General features: G+C 70.5%; 20 protein-coding genes. 12 read left to right on the forward strand and 8 right to left on the reverse strand.

Annotation, left to right across the window (positions count from 1 at the left end):
• Positions 1–5: 5 nt before the first annotated feature.
• The 5 genes from ABTX78_RS07180 to ABTX78_RS07200 form a co-directional block, all read right to left on the reverse strand.
• Positions 6–773, reverse strand: a complete 768-nt coding sequence (locus ABTX78_RS07180; protein WP_352205787.1) for a succinate dehydrogenase iron-sulfur subunit — start codon at positions 771–773, stop codon at positions 6–8.
• Positions 773–2,527, reverse strand: coding sequence for a succinate dehydrogenase flavoprotein subunit (sdhA, locus tag ABTX78_RS07185; RefSeq protein ID WP_327681049.1), 1,755 nt, complete (start codon positions 2,525–2,527; stop codon positions 773–775). Before sdhA ends, ABTX78_RS07180 begins: the two co-directional genes overlap by 1 nt.
• Before the next feature lie 20 nt (positions 2,528–2,547).
• Positions 2,548–3,024, reverse strand: coding sequence for a succinate dehydrogenase hydrophobic membrane anchor subunit (locus ABTX78_RS07190; protein ID WP_352205788.1), 477 nt, complete (start codon positions 3,022–3,024; stop codon positions 2,548–2,550).
• Positions 3,025–3,032: 8 nt separating this feature from the next.
• Positions 3,033–3,413, reverse strand: coding sequence for a succinate dehydrogenase, cytochrome b556 subunit (gene sdhC / locus ABTX78_RS07195; protein ID WP_352205789.1), 381 nt, complete (start codon positions 3,411–3,413; stop codon positions 3,033–3,035).
• A 167-nt stretch (positions 3,414–3,580) separates the two neighbouring features.
• Positions 3,581–4,186 (reverse strand): 2-oxo-4-hydroxy-4-carboxy-5-ureidoimidazoline decarboxylase, encoded by a 606-nt coding sequence (locus ABTX78_RS07200; RefSeq protein ID WP_352205790.1) that lies wholly within the window; start codon positions 4,184–4,186, stop codon positions 3,581–3,583.
• Positions 4,187–4,361: 175 nt separating this feature from the next.
• Here ABTX78_RS07200 and ABTX78_RS07205 point away from each other — a divergent pair, with 175 nt between their 5' ends.
• The 4 genes from ABTX78_RS07205 to ABTX78_RS07220 all read left to right on the forward strand — a co-directional run bounded on the left by ABTX78_RS07205 (position 4,362) and on the right by ABTX78_RS07220 (position 9,125).
• A complete protein-coding gene (locus ABTX78_RS07205) occupies positions 4,362–5,993 on the forward strand; it encodes a beta-N-acetylhexosaminidase (RefSeq protein ID WP_502993787.1) in 1,632 nt (543 codons plus the stop codon).
• A 460-nt stretch (positions 5,994–6,453) separates the two neighbouring features.
• Positions 6,454–7,038: a hypothetical protein gene (locus ABTX78_RS07210; protein WP_352205791.1), complete on the forward strand. Its 585-nt coding sequence runs from the start codon at positions 6,454–6,456 to the stop codon at positions 7,036–7,038.
• A 285-nt stretch (positions 7,039–7,323) separates the two neighbouring features.
• Positions 7,324–8,100: an RNA polymerase sigma factor gene (locus ABTX78_RS07215; RefSeq protein ID WP_352205792.1), complete on the forward strand. Its 777-nt coding sequence runs from the start codon at positions 7,324–7,326 to the stop codon at positions 8,098–8,100.
• Positions 8,100–9,125 (forward strand): hypothetical protein, encoded by a 1,026-nt coding sequence (locus ABTX78_RS07220; protein ID WP_352205793.1) that lies wholly within the window; start codon positions 8,100–8,102, stop codon positions 9,123–9,125. The genes ABTX78_RS07215 and ABTX78_RS07220 overlap by 1 nt, the downstream gene beginning before the upstream one ends.
• A 198-nt stretch (positions 9,126–9,323) precedes the next feature.
• Here the strand turns inward: ABTX78_RS07220 and ABTX78_RS07225 are convergent, their stop codons facing one another.
• The gene (locus ABTX78_RS07225) at positions 9,324–10,190 is read right to left on the reverse strand and encodes a L,D-transpeptidase family protein (protein WP_352205794.1); all 867 of its coding nucleotides are present in this window, start codon (positions 10,188–10,190) and stop codon (positions 9,324–9,326) included.
• Between the two features lie 190 nt (positions 10,191–10,380).
• On the opposite strand from ABTX78_RS07225, the gene ABTX78_RS07230 reads away from it, so the two are divergent.
• Positions 10,381–11,961, forward strand: coding sequence for an acyl-CoA mutase large subunit family protein (locus ABTX78_RS07230; protein WP_352205795.1), 1,581 nt, complete (start codon positions 10,381–10,383; stop codon positions 11,959–11,961).
• A gap of 57 nt (positions 11,962–12,018) precedes the next feature.
• A complete protein-coding gene (leuE, locus tag ABTX78_RS07235; RefSeq protein WP_352205796.1) occupies positions 12,019–12,678 on the forward strand; it encodes a leucine efflux protein LeuE in 660 nt (219 codons plus the stop codon).
• 646 nt (positions 12,679–13,324) lie between these two features.
• Here the strand turns inward: leuE and ABTX78_RS07240 are convergent.
• Complete coding sequence (locus tag ABTX78_RS07240; protein ID WP_352205797.1) at positions 13,325–14,650, reverse strand: alpha-2,8-polysialyltransferase family protein; 1,326 nt, start codon at positions 14,648–14,650, stop codon at positions 13,325–13,327.
• Positions 14,650–15,633: a glycosyltransferase family 2 protein gene (locus ABTX78_RS07245; RefSeq protein WP_352205798.1), complete on the reverse strand. Its 984-nt coding sequence runs from the start codon at positions 15,631–15,633 to the stop codon at positions 14,650–14,652. Before ABTX78_RS07245 ends, ABTX78_RS07240 begins: the two co-directional genes overlap by 1 nt.
• A 187-nt stretch (positions 15,634–15,820) precedes the next feature.
• Here ABTX78_RS07245 and ABTX78_RS07250 point away from each other — a divergent pair, with 187 nt between their 5' ends.
• The 6 genes from ABTX78_RS07250 to ABTX78_RS07275 all read left to right on the forward strand — a co-directional run bounded on the left by ABTX78_RS07250 (position 15,821) and on the right by ABTX78_RS07275 (position 23,638).
• Positions 15,821–17,146 (forward strand): DUF6716 putative glycosyltransferase, encoded by a 1,326-nt coding sequence (locus tag ABTX78_RS07250; protein WP_352205799.1) that lies wholly within the window; start codon positions 15,821–15,823, stop codon positions 17,144–17,146.
• 50 nt (positions 17,147–17,196) lie between these two features.
• The gene (locus ABTX78_RS07255) at positions 17,197–18,549 is read left to right on the forward strand and encodes a cytidylyltransferase domain-containing protein (RefSeq protein WP_352205800.1); all 1,353 of its coding nucleotides are present in this window, start codon (positions 17,197–17,199) and stop codon (positions 18,547–18,549) included.
• A 13-nt stretch (positions 18,550–18,562) separates the two neighbouring features.
• Positions 18,563–19,486 carry an N-acetylneuraminate synthase family protein gene (locus ABTX78_RS07260; RefSeq protein ID WP_352205801.1) on the forward strand — a complete coding sequence of 308 codons (924 nt, stop codon included), beginning with the start codon at positions 18,563–18,565 and terminating at the stop codon, positions 19,484–19,486.
• 392 nt (positions 19,487–19,878) lie between these two features.
• On the forward strand, positions 19,879–20,949 hold the full coding sequence (locus ABTX78_RS07265; RefSeq protein WP_352205802.1) for a hypothetical protein: 1,071 nt from the start codon (positions 19,879–19,881) through the stop codon (positions 20,947–20,949).
• A 195-nt stretch (positions 20,950–21,144) separates the two neighbouring features.
• Complete coding sequence (locus ABTX78_RS07270; RefSeq protein WP_352205892.1) at positions 21,145–22,368, forward strand: amidohydrolase; 1,224 nt, start codon at positions 21,145–21,147, stop codon at positions 22,366–22,368.
• Positions 22,369–22,594: 226 nt separating this feature from the next.
• Positions 22,595–23,638 carry a BMP family lipoprotein gene (locus ABTX78_RS07275; RefSeq protein ID WP_352205803.1) on the forward strand — a complete coding sequence of 348 codons (1,044 nt, stop codon included), beginning with the start codon at positions 22,595–22,597 and terminating at the stop codon, positions 23,636–23,638.
• Positions 23,639–23,765: the final 127 nt, after the last annotated feature.

A 23,765-nucleotide genomic window follows, 5' to 3' on the forward strand; every position in this document is an offset into this window, starting at 1 on the left:
GTGGGTCAGAAGCGGCGCGTGATGAGCGCCCGCTTCACTTCCTGGATCGCCTTGGTGACCTCGATACCGCGGGGGCAGGCGTCCGTGCAGTTGAACGTGGTGCGGCAACGCCACACGCCGTCCTTGTCGTTGAGGATCTCCAGGCGCTGCTCCCCGGCCTCGTCACGCGAGTCGAAGATGAAGCGGTGCGCGTTGACGATCGCCGCCGGGCCGAAGTACTGGCCGTCGTTCCAGAACACCGGGCACGAGGACGTGCACGCGGCGCACAGGATGCACTTGGTGGTGTCGTCGAAGCGCTCGCGGTCCTCGGCGGACTGCAGACGCTCACGCGTCGGCTCGTTGCCGCTGGTGATCAGGAACGGCATCACGTCGCGGTACGCCTGGAAGAACGGCTCCATGTCCACGACCAGGTCCTTGAGGACCGTCAGGCCCTTTATGGCCTCGACCGTGATGGGCTTCTCCGGGTTGATGTCCTTGATCAGCGTCTTGCAGGCGAGCCTGTTCTTGCCGTTGATCCGCATCGCGTCGGAGCCGCAGATGCCGTGCGCGCAGGAGCGACGGAAGGTCAGCGAACCGTCGACGTCCCACTTGATCTTGTGCAGCGCGTCGAGGACACGCTCCTTGGGATCGATGTCGATCCGGAAGTCCTGCCACTCCGCGTCCGCCGCCACCTCGGGGTTGAAACGGCGGATCCGGAACGTGACGGAGATGAGGTGCGAGGAGGCGGAGTCCGCCTCGAACGCGTCCAGCTTGTCCAATGTGGGGGTAGCCATCAGTACTTACGCTCCATCGGCTGGTAGCGGGTCTGCACGACCGGCTTGTAGTCGAGACGTACGGTCTCGGAGCCGTCGTCGCCGACCTCGCGGTACGCCATGGTGTGGCGCATGAAGTTGACGTCGTCGCGGTTCGGGTAGTCCTCGCGGTAGTGACCGCCGCGGGACTCCTTGCGGGCCAGCGCAGAGACGGCCATGACCTCGGCCAGGTCGAGCAGGTTGCCCAGCTCGACGGCCTCCAGCAGGTCGGTGTTGAAGCGCCGGCCCTTGTCCTGGATGGACACGTTCCGGTAGCGGGCCTGCAGCTCGCCGATCTTCTCGACCGCGGTCTTGATCGTCTGCTCGGTGCGGAACACCATGACGTTGGCGTCCATCGTCTCCTGCAGCTCGCGGCGGATGTCCGCCACCCGCTCGTTGCCGGTGGAGTTGCGCAGCCGCTCGACCTGGGCCTCGACGAGCGAGGCGGGGTTCTCCGGAAGCTCGACGAAGTCGTGCTTGGCCGAGTACTCCGCGGCGGCGATACCCGAGCGCTTGCCGAAGACATTGATGTCGAGCAGCGAGTTGGTGCCGAGGCGGTTGGCGCCGTGCACGGAGACGCAGGCGACCTCGCCGGCGGCGTACAGACCCGGGACGACCGTGGTGTTGTCCGCGAGGACCTCACCCTGGACGTTGGTCGGGATGCCGCCCATGGCGTAGTGCGCGGTCGGCTGGATCGGGATCGGGTCCGTGTAGGGCTCGATGCCGAGGTAGGTCCGCGCGAACTCGGTGATGTCCGGGAGCTTGGCGTCCAGCTGCTCCGGCGGCAGGTGGGTCAGGTCCAGGTAGACGTGGTCGCCCTCGGGACCGCAGCCGCGGCCCTCGCGGATCTCGGTGTAGATCGAGCGCGAGACGACGTCACGCGAGGCCAGGTCCTTCATGACGGGGGCGTACTTCTCCATGAAGCGCTCGCCGTCCTTGTTGCGGAGGATGCCGCCCTCACCACGGGCGCCCTCCGTCAGCAGGATGCCCATGCGCCAGATGCCCGTCGGGTGGAACTGGAAGAACTCCATGTCCTCCAGCGGCAGACCGCGCCGGTAGCAGGCCGCCTGGCCGTCACCGGTGAGGGTGTGCGCGTTGGAGGTCACCTTGAAGAACTTGCCGGTGCCGCCGGAGGCGTAGATCACGGCCTTCGCCTGGAAGATGTGGATCTCGCCGGTGGCCAGCTCGTAGGCGACCACACCGGCCGACTTCTTGACTCCGTCGACCTCGGTGATCAGCTGGTCCAGGACGTAGAACTCGTTGAAGAACTCCACGCCCTCCTTGACGCAGTTCTGGTACAGCGTCTGGAGGATCATGTGACCGGTGCGGTCCGCGGCGTAGCAGGACCGGCGGACCGGGGCCTCGCCGTGGTTGCGCGAGTGGCCGCCGAAGCGCCGCTGGTCGATGGTGCCGTTCGGGGTCCGGTTGAACGGCAGGCCCATCTTCTCCAGGTCGAGGACCGCGTCGATGGCCTCCTTCGCCAGGATCTCGGCGGCGTCCTGGTCGACCAGGTAGTCACCGCCCTTGACCGTGTCGAAGGTGTGCCACTCCCAGTTGTCCTCCTCCACATTGGCGAGCGCGGCGGCCATGCCGCCCTGCGCGGCGCCCGTGTGGGAGCGGGTCGGGTAGAGCTTGGTCAGCACGGCGGTGCGGCTGCGCTTGGTCGACTCGATGGCCGCGCGCATTCCGGCGCCGCCGGCGCCGACGATGACGGTGTCGTACTTGTGGATCTTCATTGGTCTCGTCAGCCCCGGCTTTAGCGGATGTTCGGGTCGAAGGTGAAGATCACCAGCGTGCCCAGAAGGATGGTGAACACCGTGGCGGTGTACAGCAGGCCCTTGAGCCACAGACGCGTGTTCGCGCGTTCGGCGTAGTCATTGATGACAGTACGCAGACCGTTGGCGCCGTGCAGCATGGCGAGCCACAGCATCAGCAGGTCCCAGATCTGCCAGAACGGGGACGCCCAGCGGCCGGCCACGAAGGCGAAGCCGATCTTGGAGACGCCGCCGTCCAGCACGAGCTGGATCAGCAGGTGGCCGATGACCAGGACGACCAGCACGACGCCGGACAGACGCATGAAGAGCCAGGCGGCCATCTCGAAGTTGCCGCGGGTGGAGCTCGTGGTGCGGCCCGTGCGCCGGCGCGGCGCCTCGATGTACGGCGCCGGGTTGTCGGCGCTGTAGAGGCTCTCGCCCTCGACGGGGCCGATCGTGGAAGAGGTGTCAGCGGACATGTCTGGCGTCAGCTCCCGAAGACTTCACGAACGGCGTGGCCGAGCACCGGGTACAGGGCACCCACCATCAGCACGAACCAGATGGCCATCACGCTCCAGAGCATCTGCTTCTGGTAGCGGGTGCCCTTGGACCAGAAGTCCACAGCGATGACACGCAGCCCGTTCAGCGCATGGAAGAGAATCGCGGCCACGAGGCCGTATTCGAGCAGCGCGACGACAGGTGTCTTGTACGTGGCAACCACGTTGTCGTACGCCTCGGGCGAGACGCGGACAAGAGCGGTGTCCAGCACGTGTACGAACAGGAAGAAGAAGATGAGGACGCCGGTGACTCGATGAGCCACCCATGACCACATTCCTTCCCGGCCGCGGTACAGCGTTCCAGCCGGCACGGAAGAACCCTCCGGGAGCGGGGATTGGGGCCTGCCGGCTTGGGATGTCGGTCTGGCCCGGCCGGGTACGGTCCACCGGCCCCGGCCATCGTAGCGACGACTTGTCGGTTCGTTCGCCCGGGGTCGGCTGGTGTGATCAAACAGGCAATCAAACAGCCTCGTACGGGCTACCGGGAAGCCCCTGCGACGTCTGATTCAGGATGGTTGGCCACTACATGCGTCAGTCGGGAGCGGGCGAGGCCGCGCAGCTCCTCGGCGGCGACGGCCCGCTCCTCGTCCGGTTCGTGGGTCAGACGGGTGCGGATACCGGCCAGCAGGTGGTCCAGGTACTCGTCGGGACCGTAGGCGTCGAGGCAGATCACGAAGGTGTGGCCGAAACGGCTCTCGTACGCGGCGTGGGCGGCGGCGAGCGCGGTGTGCGCGGCCTGGGGCGCGCCCGGGTGCAGCCCGGCGGAGCACTCGTCGGCGAGGGCCTCGGTGACGTCGGCGGGCCGCAGGTCGTAGCCGGCCTCGTCGGCCGCGGCGAGCAGGGCCGCCAGGTCGGGGTAGGGGCGGTGGGCGGCCATCCGCTCGGCCCAGCGGCGGCTGGCGCAGCAGGCGAGCAGGATGGCGACGACGGCGCTCTCGGGCGCGGTGTTGAAGTGGTCCAGTCCGGGTGTGCCGCTCCGTTGGCCGGGCAGCGGGGACCGTATGGCAGAAGGGGCGGGCGCGCCAAGAGTGTGGTGGAGTGTCGGCGGTCGCTTCGGGAGGCCGGCGTGGGATTCGCTGGACACGTGGGCTCCTCGAACAGGACAGCGGGACCGCTGGGAAGGGAGGGGTGGATGAGTCGTAACGGTATCGACGCGCGCTTGGAGCTGTCCGACGGATGCGCGAATTTCACCCGGACGGGAGAGTTCCGGCTCATGTGATGGACGAGGCAGGGGGTGCTTCGCCGTAGTTACGCTGCATATGGGAGGTATCCGAGTGAGAGTGCACCCTGGGCGCGCCCGGGCCGCCGGCGTCATGGCCGCCGTGGCCGCGGCCCTCTCGATGACCGTGGCCGGCTGTTCCAGCGGCTCCGACGGCGATGCAGCCGATACGGGCGGTGACGGTGGTGCCCGGGCGAAACCCCAGCCACCGAATGCCGCGACTCCCTCGCCGTCCCGGTCGTACCCGCTGTCCACGGCGCCCGCGACCATCCCCTCCGTACGGCAGCACGAAGCCGCCCGCGGCCCGGGCTGGAAGCCCGGGCCCGCCGCCGGGATCGTCGTCGCGAAGGGCAGTGAGGCGCTGGCCGACGAGGCGAGGCTGCTGGCCGGCGAGCTGAAGATCGCCTACCGGGGAGCCGTGGCCGCGGGTCCCGCCGATGTCGAACTGGTACTGGCACCCTCGCAGGCGGGCGGCGCGGAGTCGTACACCGTCCGGACGGGCGGCGGGAAGGTCCGCATATCCGGGCCGGACCAGTCCGGCGTCTTCTACGGCACCCGCACCCTCAAGCAGGCGGTCCGCTCCGGCGGCGTGATGCCGGAAGGGCTCGTCCAGGATCGTCCCGACCGGCCGCAGCGCGGACTGATGGTGGACATCGCGCGCAAGAGCTTCACCGCCGGCTGGATCGAGGACCGGCTGCGGGAGATGGCCGACCTCAAGCTCAACCAGCTGGGACTGCACTTCTCCGACGACCAGGGGTTCCGTATCGAGTCGGACACCCACCCCGAGATCGTCTCGTCGGAGCACCTCACGAAGGACCAGGTCAGAAAGATCCTCGCGCTGGCGTCCTCGCTGCACATACAGGTGGTGCCCGAGATCGACTCACCGGGACATCTGGGCGCGGTGCTGGAGGCGCACCCCCAGCTCCAGCTGAGGGACGTGGGCGGCCGGACGGTGCGCGGGGCGATCGACATCGGGAACCCGGAGTCGGCGCGGCTCGTGGACGAGCTGCTGCGCGAGTACGCCGACCTCTTCGGCGGCAGGTTCTGGCATCTGGGCGGTGACGAGTACCAGGCCCTGGTGCGGGAGAACCCGGAGGCGTCCTTCCCGCAGCTCGCGGCGCTGGCCCGGGAGAAGTACGGCCCGGGGGGCCGGGTCCAGGACCTGGCGACGGACTGGGTGAACGACCGCGCGGCGGTCGTGCGGCCGCTGGGACTGCGGCCCAAGGCCTGGAACGACGGCTTCTTCCGGGGCGGGTCCGTCTCCGTGGACAAGGACGTCGAGGTCGCGTACTGGACCGGCAAGGAGATCGGCGCGCGGCCGCCCGAGGAGTATCTGGCCGAGGGCCGCAAGGTCCTGAACCTCAACGACGAGTACATGTACTACGTGCTCGGCGAGCCCAACGAGTTCACCTATCCGACGGGCCGGCGGATCTACGAGCAGTGGACGCCGTTCGTGCTCCGCGGCACCCAGCCGGTGCCGGAGAGGTACTCGAAGCAGATCGTCGGCGGCCAGTTCGCCGTCTGGTGCGATCTCGCCCAGGCGCAGACGCAGGCCCAGGTCGCGAGCGGTATCCGGATGCCCCTGCGGGCGACGGCTCAGAAGCTGTGGGTGCCGGGCGCTCCGACGGCGAGCTGGGCCGACTTCCAGAACCTGGCGAACCGGCTCGGCTGAGCCGGGCGACCGCGGCGCCGGTCGCTGGTCGCGTTGGTCGCTGCGTCGCGTTGTCCGGCGCGCAGGCCGTCGTGGGGTCCGTCGCGCCGTCCGGGTCCGTCGCGGTGTGAGCCCGCCCGGGGGTGTGCGGGCTCACACCACGGTCCCCGGCGTCCCTCCGGGCCCGACCGTGCGCCCAGCGAGCCGAGTTCCGGGTGCGCAGAACGTCACAGAGGTGTGGCGCAAATGTGTGCGAGTGGCGCGGAATTGATGGTGGGTGCGTCAGAGCCGCACATGACCGCACAACCGTGGCGGCGGGACCACCGGACGGAGTACTTTGCGCCAAGCGGCCCGAACACGGCTTCGGGAGACTTCTCCTCCGATCCCTGGAAGGACGGGGTTTCCCGCTTCGTCGCAGTGACGCAATTGAGCCACGGGGCGCAGTAAGGGGAAGTACTGCGTCCGCGATGGGAGGCGTCCGGTGGCGTCGAAGTGCCTGAGAGAGCTGATCGCACAGGCCGATGAGAGAGGTCTGGCCGCGAGCGGGCTCGCATGCCTGGACCGCTGTCTGCCGCTGCTCGCGTCCGAGAGCGATGTGCTGCGTCCGCTGTGGGCGGGTCTGGTGGACGGCGAGGAGGACTGGTCCATGCGGCTGGGCGCCGCCAGGCAGGCGATGGAGAGCGAGACCATCAGCGACGAAGCCGCCGTTCTGGTGCGGCAGATGCTCGGTGCCGCGCCGTCCGAGTGGGAGCGGGAGCCGTTGCGCGAATGGGCGGACGACTGCTCCGTCGCCGCGCTGGAGCTCCACCACCGCTTCGACGCGTCGCCGGGTGAGGGGGAGCCGGAGGCGGCCGACGTCGTCGAGGTGCTCAAGAGCTGCCGCGAGGGGGAGCCGACGAGCGCCGGGCCCCTGGTGGCCGGGGAAGTGCGGCGGCAGATCCAGGTCCTGGAGATCCTCGCCGAGGGCGAGGGCGGCGTCGGACTGCGGCAGGCGCTCGATGTGTCGACCGAGGGGCAGCGGATTCTGCGTGCGGTCGTCTCCCGGCGTGCCCGTGTGCGGCGGTGAGAGTTGGATGCTGCTCTGAGCGGGAGCGGGACGGGTGCGGTGGAAGGACGACCGGGGCCGCCACCCCCCACAGGAGAGGCCCCGGTCGTCGTCCGCCGGGGTCGCAGAGCCACCCCGTACTTCTCTCAGCGCCGGACGGGCGTTTTCTGTCACACGGCGCCGGTCGGCAATTGTTGCAAGTTGTACAAGGCATGGACGTGGGCCCCCGGGACGACGTAGCGTGCTGATTCGCGCACGGGGGCGCGGCAGTGATGACCAGCTGCGATTCGGAACAAGGTTGAGGTAGTGCTGGGGGACGACGCGGAGCTCACCGCCGCGGTGCTCGCGGCACAGGACGGGGACGAAGACGCCTTCCGGACTGTGTACCGCGCCGTGCACCCGCGGTTGCTCGGTTATGTACGGACGCTCGTCGGCGAGCCCGAGGCCGAGGACGTCGCATCCGAGGCCTGGCTCCAGATCGCCCGCGACCTGGACCGGTTCAGCGGCGACGCGGACCGCTTCCGCGGATGGGCCGCCCGAATAGCCCGCAACCGCGCGCTCGACCACATCCGGATGCGGGGCAGGCGCCCGGCCGTCGGCGGCGACGAGAGCGAACTCACCGGCAGGCCGGCGGAGTCGGACACCGCCGACGAAGCCATCGAAGCCCTCGCCACCGGATCCACCATGGCCCTCATCGCGCAACTGCCCCAGGACCAGGCCGAGGCCGTCGTTCTGCGGGTGGTCGTCGGGCTGGACGCCAAGAGCGCCGCCAAGGCGCTGGGCAAACGACCCGGGGCCGTACGCACCGCCGCGCACCGCGGGCTCAAGCGGCTGGCCGAGCTGCTCGGCGCGGAGAGCCTGGACGGCCTCGAGGCACCGGAGTACGAGGACCCCGAGAGCGTGGCTTCCGTTGCGAACGCGTACGGTGCTGTCGCCGATGCGGACGCGGTGAACACGGTCGCGGGCCCCGCCGAACGCGCCGCGGATCTGAACGGCGTACCTCCGCAGCGCGGTCTCCGGCCGGGTGCCACGGCACCCGCCGGTGTGACGCATTCGCGGCCGCGGACGCAGAAGGACATGTGATGGCCGACGAGCGGTACGAGTGGCTTGACAGGAAAGCGGCGGAACAGCTGTTGCGCGGCGAGCCGGTCAGGACGTCGGACGAGCACGCCCGTGCCCAGGCCGCGGAGCTGACCCGGGCCCTCTTCGCAGCGGGGAGGCCGGAGGTCCCCGTCCATCCCGAGGACGGTGAGATGCCGGGTGAGGCCGCCGCGCTGGCGGCCTTTCGCAAGAGCAGGGCGGACGCCGAGGCGGGCAGTGCGATCGGGACCGTACGCCTCGCCCCCTCGCCGTGCGCCGCGTTGGGCGTGCGGCTGCGCCGGCCCGTGCGGTTCGGTGTCGCGGCGCTCGTCGCGGGCTGTGCGCTCGGCGGTGTCGCGGTCGCGGCGGGAACCGGCCTGCTGCCGACTCCTTTCGGCGGTGACACCCCGTTGCCCGCGTCCTCCGTCTCCGCGGCGGAGACACCCGGACCGGTGCCCAGCGAATCGCCCGACGGCGCGGTGGGCTCGCCCATGCGGTCGCCCGATCCCATCGCCTCGCCCTCGGCCCCTCCGGCGGAGAGCGGCGGGGCGGTGAAGGACCCGGACCCGTCGGGCACCTCCACCGGACCCGACGGCGAGAAGTCCGGCCCGCCGCAGGCCGACAAGGACGACGCCAAGAGCAAGCGGCGGGCCGAGCTGTACCGCAAGACGGTCGCGGCCTGCCTCGACTACCGCAAGGGCACGCTTCCGCCCGAGCACCGCAAGAAGCTGGAGATCGCTGCCAAGGGCCAGGGCGGCGTCGAGCGGTTCTGCGCCGAGCTGCTGAACCGTGACGCGAAGAGCGGCGGCCAGGACCAAAGCGGCAGCGACGGCGGCGGCAACGACGGCGGCGGCAACGACGACGACAAGGACGACAAGGGCGACGGCGGTAACGGCTCGGACTCCGACGGCCGGCCGCAGGGACCCAAGCCGCCCGTCTCCTGGACACCGCTGCAGCAGGACACCCCGGGCGCCGCGTCCGAAAATGGCCCCCAGCCGTCCGTGGGCAAGCTCGTCCCGCTCTTGTGACCAGGCATTTTCCGGCCGTGCCCACGCGGTGTGACATTTTTTGAGCCGTTGGCGCAGTAGAGAGTGAGCCGACTGGTCATCGGCCGCGCCCGAGCCGGGGTTCCCCCCGTACCTACGGCTGGGCGCACATGGCGCGGGCGGGACACGTTCCCCCGGTCCCGCCCGCGCCACTCACCTCTCTTGCGGCCCCCGGCCGTCTCACCAGTGGATGACGACCTTGTCGCCGATGCGGACCTGCGCGAACAGCGAGGCGATCGCCCCCCTGTCCCGGACGTTGGCGCAGCCGTGGGACGCGCCGTTGTAGCCGCGGGCCGCGAAGTCCGCCGAGTAGTGCACCGCCTGGCCGCCGCTGAAGAACATCGCGTACGGCATGGGTGTGTGGTAGATCGTCGAGACGTGGTCCTTCGACTTGGCGAAGACACTGAAGGTGCCCTCACGGGTCGGTGTGTACTGCGAGCCGAAGCGCACGTCCATCGTGGACCGCACTGTGCCGTCGACCACCCAGGACAGCGTGCGGCTCGTCTTGCTGACGCACATCACCCGGCCGGTCAGACAGCGCGGGTCGAGCTTGGCCGAGGGCTTGTTGACCGTCCTGCCCTGCAACTCGTCGCTTGTCGGCTTCTTCGTCATCCCGCGCAGCTTCTGCCAGGTCACGGTGTCCGTGTCGCCGGTGACCGGCAGTCCGCGCTTGGTCTGGAAGCCCTTCACCGCACCGGCGGTGACCGCGCCATACGTACCGGTCGGGGTGTCGTCGAACCAGCCGATCTGGGCGAGCCTGGCCTGGAGTTCGCGCACCTTTTCACCCTTGGAGCCGCGGGCCATCAGCACCAGGGCGGGCTCGGCGCTCGCGCTCGGCGCGGCGGGCGTCCGCTTCGGCTTCCCGGACGGCGTGGCCGGCGCCGGACGGGTCGGTGTGGGTGTCGCCTCCGGCGCGGGCGCCGAGGTGCCCGGCTTGCCGTCCGCCCCTGCGGGCCGGTCGGGTACGGCCGCCTGGGCCGTGCAGCCGACGGTCACCGCGAGTACGGCGGCCGCGGCGATGGTTCTGCCGATGGTGTTCCGAAGCATGTCGCCCCCCGTGTGTTCTGTGTGCATGCTGAGATGGATTCCCGCTCTGCTCGGTTGCGCAATCCCGCGCATCATGGGGAGAAGGCTGTGAGCAAGGTCCCACCGGACGGCTCTCGAACCGTCGCGGACCCGCCGCTACAGTCCGTCGCGAGAACGGTTACCGGCGAGTAGCTCCAGCGGAGGCAGAGACATGGCGCGCGAGTCCGAGTCGGGACTGCCCATCGAACCGGTCTACGGACCGGACGACCTGGAGGGGTTCGACCCGGCCGATCAGCTGGGGGAGCCCGGGGCGTTCCCCTACACCCGCGGTGTCTATCCCTCGATGTACACCGGACGGCCCTGGACGATGCGTCAGTACGCGGGCTTCGGCACCGCGGTGGAGTCCAACGCCCGCTACCAGCAGCTCATCGCCAACGGCACGACGGGCCTCTCGGTCGCCTTCGACCTGCCCACCCAGATGGGCCACGACTCCGACGCCCCCATCGCGCACGGCGAGGTCGGCAAGGTCGGCGTCGCCATCGACTCCATCGACGACATGAGGGTGCTGCTCCGCGGAATCCCGCTCGACCGGGTCTCCACCTCGATGACCATCAACGCGCCGGCCGCACTGCTGCTCCTGCTCTACCAACTCGTCGGCGAGGAGCAGGGCGTCCCGGCCGACCGGCTCACCGGCACCATCCAGAACGACGTGCTCAAGGAGTACATCGCCCGCGGCACCTACATCTTCCCGCCCAAGCCGTCGCTGCGGCTGATCGCCGACATCTTCCGGTACTGCCGGGCCGAGATCCCGAAGTGGAACACCATCTCGATCTCCGGCTACCACATGGCCGAGGCGGGGGCCTCGCCCGTACAGGAGATCGCGTTCACGCTCGCGGACGGCATCGAGTACGTCCGTACCGCCGTCGCCGCCGGCATGGACGTCGACGACTTCGCGCCGCGCCTGTCGTTCTTCTTCGTCGCGCGGACGACGATCCTGGAGGAGGTCGCCAAGTTCCGTGCCGCGCGGCGGATCTGGGCGCGGCTGATGCGCGACGAGTTCGGGGCGAAGAACCCGAAGTCCCTCATGCTCCGGTTCCACACGCAGACGGCAGGCGTGCAGCTGACGGCGCAGCAGCCCGAGGTGAACCTGGTGCGGGTCGCCGTGCAGGGGCTCGCGGCCGTCCTCGGTGGCACCCAGTCGCTGCACACCAACTCCTTCGACGAGGCGATCGCGCTGCCGACGGACAAGTCCGCCCGGCTCGCGCTGCGGACCCAGCAGGTCCTGGTCTACGAGACGGACGTCACCGCCACCGTCGACCCGTTCGCCGGCTCCTACGCCGTGGAGAAGATGACGGACGACGTGGAGGCGGCGGCCCTGGCGCTGATGCAGCGGGTGGAGGACATGGGCGGCGCCGTCGCCGCGATCGAGCGCGGGTTCCAGAAGAACGAGATCGAACGCAGCGCGTACCGCATCGCCCAGGAGACGGACAGCGGTGAACGCGTCGTCGTCGGCCTCAACCGGTACACGCTCGACGCGGAGGAGCCGTACGAACCCCTGCGGGTGGATCCGGCGATCGAGGCGCAGCAGGCGGAGCGGCTGGCGAAGCTGCGGGCCGAACGCGACCAGCCGGCCGTGGACGCCGCGCTCGCCGCGCTGCGGAAGGCCGCGGAGGGCACGGAGAACGTGCTCTACCCGATGAAGGACGCGCTCAAGGCACGGGCCACGGTGGGTGAGGTGTGCGACGCGCTGCGCGCGGTCTGGGGCACCTATGTGCCCGCCGACGCCTTCTGATTCCGTGATGCGAAACGTCGAGGCGGAGTGTCGTACCCGTGTGCGAGACTCCGCCTCATGCTGGGTGTCACCGATCTGCCGACCTATCTCGCGGGCCTCGTCCTGATCATTCTCCTGCCGGGGCCGAACTCGCTCTACGTGCTCTCCGTCGCCGCGCGACGCGGTGTGCGGACGGGATACCGTGCCGCCGCCGGTGTGTGGTGCGGCGACACCGTGCTGATGGTGCTCTCGGCGGCGGGCGTCGCCTCGCTGCTCCAGGCCAACGCCGTGCTGTTCGGCATCGTGAAGTTCGCCGGCGCCGGCTATCTGACCTGGCTCGCGATCGGGATGCTGCGCGCGGCCTGGTCGATGTGGCGTACGCGCCGTGAGCGGGCGGTGGAGCGGGATGCAGCTTCCCCGGACACCGCGACCGACTCCGAGCGGCCCTTCCGCAGGGCGCTGGTGATCAGCCTGTTCAACCCGAAGGCGATCCTCTTCTTCATCGCCTTCTTCGTGCAGTTCGTCGACCCCGCGTACGCCTACCCGGCGCTGTCCTTCGTGGTCCTCGGCGCGCTCGCGCAGCTGGCGAGCTTCCTCTATCTGACCGTGCTGATCTTCACCGGCACTCATCTCGCGGAGGCCTTCCGCCGCCGCAAGCGGCTCTCGGCGGGAGCCACCTCGGCGGCGGGAGCCCTGTTCCTGGGCTTCGCGGTGAAGCTCTCGCTCAGCAGCAGCTGACCGGAGCGGCCCCGGGCCGGGTGCCGGTCACGGGTGGCAGGTCCTGCCGTCCTGGTTGTGGACATCCGCTGGAGCACCTTGAGGGCGCGGACGTACTCCTCGTCCGTGATGCCGTCGTGGAACGTCGCCCGTGCCGGCGCGGTGCCGGGCCCGGTGAACGGCGCTCGCCGGTTTGGCGGGGCCTGTCACGGCGGTGTCCGCCGACAACGGGGGCCGGGGGTGTCCGGCTCCGCCGGGCGGCGGGTCCTCACGCAGGCGCAGGCCCGCGGCGGCGGGGACACGGCGGGCCCCCGCATGACGCTGATGTCCTTCGGCAAGGGGCGGGCGCGGAGGCGGGCTTCGCCGCCGGGCGCGGCATCGCGCGACGGCGTTGACGCTCGCGGGAGGCAGGTCCGGGCGACGGCGGGCTGATCACGCAGGAGGCAGGTCCGGGCGACGGCCGGCTGACCAAGCGGGAGGCAGGTCCGGTTGACGGCCGGCTGATCACGCAGGAGGCAGGTCCGGTTGACGGCCGGCTGACCCCGCGGGACGCAGGTCCGTGGCTCGGGGGCACCGCGGGCTCCGCCGGTTCATGACGGCGGTGATCACCCGCAGCGCACAGATCCGTCCCGGCCCACCGGCCGACAGCGCCTCCGCCCCCGACCCGTTACCCCAGCGCCAGCTTCTTCAGGCGGCGTGCCTTGCGGGCCACCCTTCGTACGGCCGCGTGCCGGGGCACCGGGATGCCTCCCGGAAGGCCCAGCACCGTCAGGCGGCGGCGCTTGAAGTAGCGCCACGTCCGGCCGTTCAGGCTGCCGCCGAGGTACCGTTCCGCCTCCGGGCGCAGATCGGACCTGATCTGCGGCTGCATCGCGAAACCGACCGCGCTCAGCAGCCCGGTCAGTTCCTCGTCCGCCGCCTTCGGTGTACCGGCCTCGCCCTCCGCCAGGTCCGGCACCAGCGCGTCGACCACGGTCAGCGGGATCCGGTTGCTGTTCTGGTACGGCGTGAGCCGGTCCAGCAGCGGCTCCGTGCCGATCCGGGCCACCGGAATGCCGTAGAACGTGCTCGCCGTGAACAGCGCGGTCGAGAAACAGCCCGCCACCAGCGCGGGACGCAGCTGCCGGTAGAGCACCTCCGCCAGCACCGGGCGGTCCAGCACGGTGAGTTCCGCGCCCAGTGCCACCGCCTCCCGCTCCAGCGTCCGGGTCCAGGACGCCGGCGCCGTGGGGTGCGGCTTGAAGACGATCCGGCGATGGCCGAGCGCGACCGCGCCCTGGACCATCCGCACGTGCAGGGCCTCTTCCTCCGCCGGTGTGATGATGCCGAGCGCGGCGAGGTACTGGCCGAGCAGCAGTGCGGCGCCCTCGCCGACCGCGGCCTGCGCCGGTGTCTCCTCGACGCCGTCGGACAGTTCGGCGACGACCTTGACGAACGCCTCGGTCGCGACGACCTGCGGCTTCGCCCCGAACTCCGAGAGCAGAAACGGCTTCAGGCCCGGCACCAGATCGAGATGGAACAGGGTGCGCACCCGCTCGCCGACCAGCGGGTCGATCTTGCTGCGGGTGGGGCCGTAGCTCATCAGCCCGTCCGCGTAGACGTCCAGCGCCGCGTCCGGGAAGAGCTGGGCGATCGCGAGGGCCGGCGTGACCTGGATCGACTCGACCGCGAGCTCGATCCGGTCGTCGCCGAGGTCCCACAGCATGCGCAGATACCGCTCCCACAGGGGCCCGTCGTCGGGGCGCGGCGACCAGCCGCCGGGATGGAAGGGCGAGATCGCCTCGTTCCAGGAGATCACCCCGTCGAAGCGCCCGCGCAGCCGTTCGAAGCCCGGCATGGTGTCGAGCGAGGGCGAGGTCTCCGGCGTCGTGGCGTTGTTGGCGACCAGCAGCAGCCGCCGGTCCGCGGTCGGGAAGCAGCCGCTGTCGATCGCCGCGGACAGCGTGGCCGCACCGTAGAGCGAGGAGGCGTAGAAGATCTGGGTCGTGGGCATCAGGCCGCGGCCTCCGAGGAGAGGGGGGAGGGACGGCGACGGAGCCTGCGCAGACGCGAGGCGCGTTCGGTGTCCATCGAGTCGAGCGCTTCCTTCAAAATGTCCTGCGGCATCCGTTTCAGCGCGGCCGCGCTCATCGCACGCAATTTTCGTGCCACCGCGGGTTCGAACCTCTCCACCGATCCCAGGTGATGAGAAATGACCGCACAGTATGTGCGCACCGCTTTGGGAAGAAGTCGCGCGGAATCCGGATCCTGCGCCGTTTCTTCGAGTACCTGGTCGAATGCCCGGATGAAATCCAGCTGCCGAATGTCACCGATTTGTGTCAGGGACGATGCGACACCGCGTCGGTAGAAGATCCCCAGGTGGCTGATCACGGCGAACGTCTCGGCCTCGCGGTGCAGCCGCCAGATCCACGGCCGGTCCTCGGCGGTGCGCAGACCGTGCGTGAAGTGCAGCAGCCCGCGGTCGGCGAGCCGCCGGTGGTACATCCCGGCCCACGCGAAGGGGTAGTCCACACCGGTCGAGCGGTCGGCGGGCAGGATCGCGTCACGCGGCCGCAGCACCTCGCCCCGCCGGCCGACCGGGACGCGGTGGACCGTGCGGGCCCTGGCCGTGCACTGCACATGGTCGGTGCGCACGAAGTCGCAGCCCAGGTCCTCCATGGCGGTGAGCAGATGCTCGAAGTGGCCCGGCGCGAGCCAGTCGTCGCCGTCCAGGAAGGCCAGATACTCCCCGCTCGCCGCGTCGAGACCGGTGTTGCGGGCGGTGGCGAGACCGCCGTTCTGTTCGTGTCTGATCACCCGCGCCCCCGGCACCTCCCGCTCCGCGCGCTCGAGGATCTCCGGAGTCCCGTCCTTCGAACAGTCGTCGACAAGGAGGAATTCGAAGTCCTCGCGGGCGTTCGCCTGCAGGCTTCTGAGGGTGTCGGGCGCGTATGTCTGCACGTTGTAGAACGGCACGATGACGGAGAGCTTGACCACCCCCGTGAGGCTAGGGCGGGACCCGGCATTCGTTCTGTCCCTGGCAAAGATGAAGGGTGAACAGAAGGCGACGGGGCGGTTGATCCACCAGGTTCCGGGCCGCTTTCGCTAACCGTAGACGCGCTGTTAACCATCTGTTGTGGTCGAGTTGGGCCGTCAAACGGAATGCCTTTCTAACGTCCTCGGCGTGCCATCAAGTACCAGCGAGGCCGTACGGGTCGCCGTACTCGCCGACTCCGACACCCGGTGGAAATGGGGCGCGCTCACAGCGCGTCGCATAACCCCGGACGACACCCCTGACTCCTTCGAGCTGAGCGGCTTTCTGCTGCGCGGCCGGGCCACTCCCACGGCCCGCCAGCTCGCCGAGGTCGGTGTGCAGGCGGACGAGTTGCGCGAGGTCACGGCGAACGAGTTCCTGCACGCCGTCAAGGACGACACGTACGACGTGATCGTGCTCGCCCTCGTCGGCGGTGCGGTCCAGGCCCTGCTGCACGGGCTGGCCGCGCTGAAGATGCCGCTGCGCCCGGTCGTCGTCACCGGGTACGTGGGAGTCGTCTACGAGAAGCTCGCCGACGGATTGCTGCTGCGGCACGGTGCCGACGTCGTCCTCGCCAACTCCCGTCACGACGTGGACCGTTTCCGCGCGGTGTACGAAGGCGTGGGTGCCGACGCCTCGTCCGTCACCGAGGCCGCACTGCCCTTCCTCGGCGGGGCTCCCTACCGGCCCGAGGCCGGCCGCGACACCGTCGTCTTCGCCGCCCAGCCCTCCGTCCCGGAATCCCGCGCCCACCGCACCCACCTGCTGCGACGGCTCGTCGAGCACGCACGTCTGCACCCCGGCCGAGAGGTGCTGCTGAAGCTGCGCTCCCGTCCGGGCGAGCACACCACGCACCTCGAAGAGCTCCCGTACCAGAAGCTCGCCGAGAAGCTGCCCGGCGGCCTCCCGCCCAACTTCCGTCTGGTGTACGGCAACATGGGCGAGGTTCTCGACCGCACCGATCTGCTGGTGACCGTCTCCTCGACGGCGGCGCTGGAGTCGCTGCACCGCGGTATACCGACGGCGATCCTCACCGACCTCGGTGTGCGCGAGGCACTCGGCAACCACCATTTCCTCGGTTCCGGGCTGCTCACCTCGTGGGACCGACTCGACGGCGGCCACCGGCCCGTCCCCGATCCGGACTGGCTGTCCCGGCAGGGCGTCGCGGCCGACGGGACCTATGACTCCGCCTTCGACGCCGCCCGTGAGCGCGTCGCGCTGCTGCTGGAGAAGCCCGAACTGCCGCCGATCACGCCGTACTACACCCCTGCCACCGCGCCCGGCTATCTGCCCGGCATCCTCGCCCGCCACCACCTCGCTGCCGATGGCACCCCCCTCCAGGGCGGTGCGCAGACCGCCGAGATCAGCGGCGTCCGGCGCGTGATGCGCGACGCCGTACGGGAGGTGGCGCGCGGCGCGTACCGCCACGGCGTGCAGCGCGTCGCCCCCGTCATCCGCCGGATGGGCCAGCTGTGACCCACGAGAGCACCGGCGCAGACCCGCAACTGACGTACCCAGGAGCCCAGATGACCGTCCTCGCCGTGATTCCCGCCCGAGGCGGCTCGAAGGGCGTACCGGCCAAGAACCTGGCGCCCGTGGGCGGAGTGCCGCTGGTGGCGCGGGCCGTGCGCGAGAGCCTCGCCGCCCGGCTGGTGACCGACGTCGTGGTTTCCACGGACGACCCGGACATCGCGGCGGCGGCCCGGAACGCGGGCGCCGAGGTGGTGCTGCGACCGGCCGCGATCGCCGGCGACACCGCCACCAGCGAGGCCGCCGTCCTGCACGCCATGGACGCCTTCGAGGCGCTGAACGGCGTCCAGGTCGACGTGGTCCTGCTCGTCCAGTGCACGAGCCCGTTCCTGAGCCGCGAGGACGTCGAGGGCGTGGCCGCCGCGGTCGCCGAGCGCGGCGCGGACAGCGCGGTGACCGTGGCCCCGTTCCACGGCTTCGTCTGGCGCGAGGACGCCGAGGAGCCGCTGCCCGGTTCGGGTGACACCGCGGGTGAACAGGCCGGGAGCGCGGGCGAGTACGGGGGCGAGGGGCCCGCAGTCGGCGCACAGCGCACCGGCGCCACCACCGCGCTGCTCGCCGGCACCGCCTCCGGCGGCCGCGGCGTCAACCACGACGCGTCCTTCCGCCCGCGCCGCCAGGACCGTCCGCAGGACTTCCTGGAGACGGGTGCCGCGTACGCCATGGCCGCCACCGGGTTCCGCGAGGCCGGCCACCGCTTCTTCGGCCGCACCGCCCTCGTCCGCACCGACCCTGCCCGGGTCCTCGAAGTGGACGACCCCCACGATCTCGCGCGCGCCCGAGCGCTCGCCCCGCTCCTCGACACCCCCGCGCTGCCCACGCGCGAGGACGTCGACGCCGTCGTCCTCGACTTCGACGGCACCCAGACCGACGACCGGGTGTACATCGACGCGGAGGGAAGGGAAACCGTCTCGGTGCACCGCGGCGACGGCCTCGGCATCGCGCATCTGCGCAACGCCGGTCTGCCCCTGCTCATCCTGTCCACCGAGCAGAACCCGGTGGTCGCCGCCCGCGCCCGCAAGCTCAGGATCCCCGTCCTGCACGGCGTCGACCGCAAGGACCTCGCCCTCAAGCAGTGGTGCGAGGAACAAGGGATCGCGCCCGAGCGCGTGCTCTACGTCGGCAACGACGTCAACGATCTTCCGTGTTTCGACCTCGCCGGCTGGCCCGTGGCCGTCGCGAGCGCTCACGTATCCGTACGCGCCGCCGCGCGTGCCGTCACTACCACCCGCGGCGGTGAGGGGGCGATCCGCGAGATCGCCGCCTGGCTTCTCGGCCCGACCCTTCTCCACACCCCAGCAGGCAGTCCCCCAGCCCCTGCCACGTCCCACAACACTCCCGAGCAGTAAGGAACTACCCCCCATGAGCACGTCCCGTCTGCGTACCCTCGGCACCAGGACCGCCGGGCCGGGCCACCCCGTCTACGTCACGGGTGAGATCGGCATCAACCACAACGGCGACCTCGACAACGCCATCGCGCTCATCGACGCCGCGGCCGACGCCGGCTGCGACGCGGTCAAGTTCCAGAAGCGCACGCCGGAGATCTGCACGCCGCGCGACCAGTGGGACATCGAGCGCGACACCCCCTGGGGCCGGATGACGTACATCGACTACCGCCACCGCGTGGAGTTCGGTGAGGACGAGTACCGCCAGATCGACGAGCACTGCAAGAAGCGCGGCATCGACTGGTTCGCCTCCCCGTGGGACACCGAGGCCGTCGCCTTCCTGGAGAAGTTCGACGTCCCGGCGCACAAGGTCGCGTCCGCCTCGCTGACCGACGACGAGCTGCTGCGCGCCCTGCGCGGCACCGGCAAGACGGTCATCCTCTCCACCGGTATGTCGACGCCGCGGCAGATCCGCCACGCGGTCGAGGTGCTCGGCAGCGACAACATCCTGCTCTGCCACGCCACGTCGACGTACCCGGCGAAGGCCGAGGAGCTCAACCTGCGCGTCATCAACACCCTCCAGGCGGAGTACCCGAACGTCCCGATCGGCTACTCCGGCCACGAGACGGGCCTTCAGACCACGCTGGCCGCGGTGGCGCTGGGCGCCGCGTTCGTCGAGCGCCACATCACGCTCGACCGCGCCATGTGGGGCTCCGACCAGGCGGCCTCCGTCGAGCCGGGCGGCCTGCAGCGTCTGGTCCGCGACATCCGCACGATCGAGACCGCGCTGGGCGACGGCGTCAAGAAGGTCTACGACTCCGAGCTCGCCCCGATGAAGAAGCTGCGCCGGGTCGCGGGCGTCGTCGCCGAGTCGGGCGACCGCGAGGCCGCGGCGGTCTGACGGCCCGACCGCCGTCACCCCGGGGGGCGCACGCACCACTCCCGTCACCCGCACGAGGGGTTGACCCGAGGTGCTGCCAACCCCGGGGGCGCCGGCCCTTCGGCCGTGGGGTCACCGGTCGCGCCCGGGCTGAGGCCCGTGACCACCGCACGGCCCGCCCGGGCCGCGGTGGTGACCCGTCCGACAACCACCCGGGCCCCGGCTCGTGGCCGGCGGACACCGGCCCGCACGCCCGTCCAGCCCGCACGCCCGCCCACCCGCGACTCTCGTCCGCCAGGAACGACCCACAGCGCCGCGACCCCCGGAGCCACCCCCGGTCGTAGCCGATGGGCACCGGCCCGCCGCCCGACCCCCCGGAACTCCCGACCACCCGGATCACGAGGTGACCCACAGTGAATCTCGCCTTCGTCGAGAGTCCGGTCCAGCTCCTGAACGTCCTGGAGTGGGCCCACGCCCGGTCCGGTGCGCCGCCGGACGTGGTGCCGGACGGCCTCGGGCGGCGGGGTGACCGCGCGGCCGAGCTGACCGTGGTCGTGCTCTCGCCCACCGATCCCATGTCGCGCGGCCAGCTGCGCCGGATGGCGGAACTGGCACGCGACGAGGGGTTCACGGTCCGCTGGCAGGAGGCCCGCGGCGGGACCGGGGCGCCGCTGAAGACGGTGCGCCAGCTCGCCCCGCTGCTGCACCGCGCGGAACGGATCGTCATAGGCGACCCCTTCTCGCGCTACGTGCAGCTGCTCCTCACCCTGGTCGGTGGCAAGGATCTGACCGTCGTCGACGACGGCACCGCCACGATGGAGTTCGTGGCCCAGCTCTCCCGCGGCGAGAAGCTCGTGCGCTGGCACCGGCGCGGCAGGCGCGGTCCGCGCGAGATGGTCCTCGCGCCCGTGACGTTCCTGGCCCGCCGCCGGCTCACCCCGTCCCGGTCCCGCCGCGTCGAGGTGTTCACCTCGATGCCGGTCGAGCCGCCGCCGGGGATCATCGTCACCCCCAACCTCTTCGGCTGGACCCGCGCCCGCTTCGGCCCGCCGAAGATCACCCGCGGCGCCGATCTGGTCGGAACGTCGCTGGTGGAGACGGGAGTGCTCGACCCCGATCAGTACGTGGAGGCCGTCGCCGCGCTGGCCCGAACCCACGGCGCCACGCGCTACTTCGCGCACCGGCGCGAGAGCTCCGACAAGCTGCACCGGCTCGCGGTCGAGACCGGTCTGGAGATCGTCCGGCCCGATCTGCCGCTTGAGCTGATCGCCCGCCGTGGCCCGATCGGCGCCACGGTCCTCAGTTTTCCGTCGACCGTGGTGCACACCCTCCCGCTGGCCCTCGCGGGGACCGGCATCCGGGTGGCGGTCTGCGACATCTCCCCGGAATGGCTCAGGGACAGCGCCTCGCCCCGCGCACAGGGCTTCCTCGCCGGGGTCACCGGCACCGCACGGGATGTCCAGCGGCTGCCCGCACCGGCCTGACACCATGATCCTCCGCCGGAGGATCGCTTCGGAGCCGCTTGAGGTACGGTCGAGAAGGGTGCGTGAGCTTACCCACACGGGTGGGCAACCATGCACCTCGGGGCCACCTTTCCTTCCCCTATCGGGTTGAACTTTTGTTGATCAGTGGTCAGTTGGCCCCCGCCTGGGCATACCCTTCAACAGGTGAACCAACTGATGTCCCGTGAGTCCGAAGCAGACCTGCCCGGGGGAGACGCACTGCCCGGCACGCTGTCCGAAGCGCTGCGTGCCGAGCTGATCGCCTTCCGCCGGGACATGCACATGCACCCGGAGCTCGGCAACCAGGAGTTCCGTACGACCGCCGCGATCAAGGCACGCCTGGAGAAGGCGGGCCTGAAGCCGCGCGTACTGGCCGTGGGCACCGGACTCATCTGTGACATCGGCACCTGGGACGAGACGCGGCCGCTGCTGGGGATCCGCGCGGACATCGACGCTCTCCCCATCCCCGACACCAAGATCGGGGTGCCCTACCGCTCGACCGTCCCCGACCGCGCGCACGCCTGCGGTCACGACGTGCACACCACCGCCGTTCTCGGCGCCGGTCTGGTCCTGGCCGACCTTGACCGCCAGGGGCTGCTGCCGCAGCCGGTGCGGCTGATCTTCCAGCCCGCCGAGGAAGTGCTGCCGGGCGGTGCGCCGGACGCCATCGAGTCGGGTGTCCTGGACGGCGTCGGCAAGATCATCGGCGTGCACTGCGACCCCAAGGTCGACGCGGGGGTCATCGGGCTGCGGCCCGGTCCCATCACCTCCGCCTGCGACCGGCTGGAGGTCACGCTCGACGGCCCCGGCGGCCATACCGCCCGTCCGCATCTGACCACCGATCTCGTCACCGCGGCGGCGAACGTCGTCACCGAGGTCCCCGCCCTGCTCGCCCGCAGGGTCGACGCGCGCTCGGGCCTCGCGGTCACCTGGGGCCGTATCGAGGCGGGGCACGCCTGCAACGTCATCCCGCAGCACGCCGAACTGTCCGGCACCGTCCGCTGTCTGGACCTGCCGGGCTGGCGCGCGGCCCCCGACCTGGTGCACGCGGCCATCGACGAGATCGCCACGCTCCACCGGGCCAAGTCCGAGATCAACTACATCCGCGGTGTGCCGCCGGTGGTCAACGACCCGGCGGTGACCGAACTGCTGCGGGACGCGCAGACCGCGCGCCGCGGATCGTATGCGATCGAGGACACCGAACAGAGCCTGGGCGGCGAGGACTTCTCCTGGTACCTGGAGCACGTCCCCGGCGCGATGGCCCGGCTCGGCGTACGGACGCCCGGTGACACCACCCGGCGCGATCTGCACCGCGGCGACTTCGACGCCGACGAGCTGGCGATCGATGTCGGCGTCGAGCTGTTCACGGCGGCGGCCCTGCTCGACGGCCGCCGGGAGTAGCGCCGGCCGGAAGCTCTCGCCCGGCCGTGCGCGACGGCCGGGCGTACGCTGCACTGGAGTACGTCGTGTGTTCGATCAATGCGGCGCTCGCCGAGCCGATGGCCGGTTCGCGACGATCCGATAACGACTGATGAACAGGTCTTTAACTGACATCTACGCGCGTTACGATCGCCGCGAAACCAGCGCCGGAAGTGGCGCTTTCGGTCAGGTTTTAAGGAGCCCCCCAGTGCGCCGGATCACCAGGATCGCCACCGTGGGCCTTGCGTCCACGGCTCTCGCACTGTCCGTCACCGCATGTGGCGGCAAATCATCCTCGGACGCTGCCGAGGACAGCAGCAGCGCCGCCATCGCGTACGACATCGGTGGCCGCGGCGACCAGTCGTTCAACGACGCCGCGTTCGCCGGCCTCGCGAAGGCCGAGAAGGACCTCGACATCAAGGGGACCGAGGCCGAGCCGAGCGAGGGAGAGGGCGACCCGGACAAGGTCCAGCGCCTCACCGAGCTGGCCCGCGCCGGCAACAACCCCGTGATCGGTGTCGGCTTCGCGTACGCCCCGGCCATCGCCGAGGTCGCGCCGAAGTTCCCGAAGACCACCTTCGGCCTCATCGACGACACCTCGAAGACCGGCAAGAACATCGCCAACCTGGTCTTCAACGAGGAGCAGGGCTCCTACCTGGCCGGCGTCGCCGCCGCCAAGGTGACGAAGAGCAAGACCGTCGGCTTCATCGGCGGTGTCGAGACCCCGCTGATCAAGAAGTTCGAGGCGGGCTTCGTCCAGGGCGTCAAGGACACCGACAAGGGCGTCAACGTCAAGGTCCAGTACCTGACGCAGCCGCCGGACTTCGGTGGCTTCTCCAAGCCCGACCTCGGCAAGGCCGCCGCGCAGGGCCAGCTCGACGCGGGCGCCGACGTGGTCTACGCCGCCGCCGGTCTGGCCGGCTCGGGCTCGATCGAGGCCACCGCCAAGGCGAAGAAGTGGTCCATCGGCGTCGACTCGGACCAGTACAACCAGAAGGGTCTCGCGCCCTACAAGCAGTACATCCTCACCTCGGTGACCAAGGATGTCGCCGGCTCCGTCTACAACCTGATCAAGTCGGTCAAGGACGGCAAGCCGCAGTCCGGTGAGATCCGCTACGGCCTCGACAAGGACGGCGTCGGCCTGGCGAAGTCCAACCCGGCCTACACCAAGCTGACCGACGTGACCGCCGCGGTCGACAAGGCTCGCGCCGACATCATCGCCGGCACGGTCAAGGTCAAGACCGCTCCGTAAGCACCGGTCGGAATCTTCCGTCCGCGGGCCCGGAGGGGCGGTGCACACCGCCCCCCGGGCCCCGGGCCGAGTTCCGGCCACGGGTTTTCATCATTCGGCAGCGCTACGCGCGTAGAGCCCTCTCCGG

This window comes from Streptomyces sp. NPDC096193 (genome assembly GCF_040302905.1).
Lineage (GTDB): Bacteria > Actinomycetota > Actinomycetes > Streptomycetales > Streptomycetaceae > Streptomyces.

Coding starts and splice junctions, on each gene's coding strand:
- ABTX78_RS07180 (WP_352205787.1), bottom strand. CDS start 773: ATGGCTACCCCCACATTGGACAAGCTGGACGCGTTCGAGGCGGACTCC.
- sdhA (WP_327681049.1), bottom strand. CDS start 2,527: ATGAAGATCCACAAGTACGACACCGTCATCGTCGGCGCCGGCGGCGCC.
- ABTX78_RS07190 (WP_352205788.1), bottom strand. CDS start 3,024: ATGTCCGCTGACACCTCTTCCACGATCGGCCCCGTCGAGGGCGAGAGC.
- ABTX78_RS07205 (WP_502993787.1), top strand. CDS start 4,362: ATGGGAGGTATCCGAGTGAGAGTGCACCCTGGGCGCGCCCGGGCCGCC.
- ABTX78_RS07220 (WP_352205793.1), top strand. CDS start 8,100: ATGGCCGACGAGCGGTACGAGTGGCTTGACAGGAAAGCGGCGGAACAG.
- ABTX78_RS07225 (WP_352205794.1), bottom strand. CDS start 10,190: ATGCTTCGGAACACCATCGGCAGAACCATCGCCGCGGCCGCCGTACTC.
- ABTX78_RS07230 (WP_352205795.1), top strand. CDS start 10,381: ATGGCGCGCGAGTCCGAGTCGGGACTGCCCATCGAACCGGTCTACGGA.
- leuE (WP_352205796.1), top strand. CDS start 12,019: ATGCTGGGTGTCACCGATCTGCCGACCTATCTCGCGGGCCTCGTCCTG.
- ABTX78_RS07240 (WP_352205797.1), bottom strand. CDS start 14,650: ATGCCCACGACCCAGATCTTCTACGCCTCCTCGCTCTACGGTGCGGCC.
- ABTX78_RS07255 (WP_352205800.1), top strand. CDS start 17,197: ATGACCGTCCTCGCCGTGATTCCCGCCCGAGGCGGCTCGAAGGGCGTA.
- ABTX78_RS07260 (WP_352205801.1), top strand. CDS start 18,563: ATGAGCACGTCCCGTCTGCGTACCCTCGGCACCAGGACCGCCGGGCCG.
- ABTX78_RS07270 (WP_352205892.1), top strand. CDS start 21,145: ATGTCCCGTGAGTCCGAAGCAGACCTGCCCGGGGGAGACGCACTGCCC.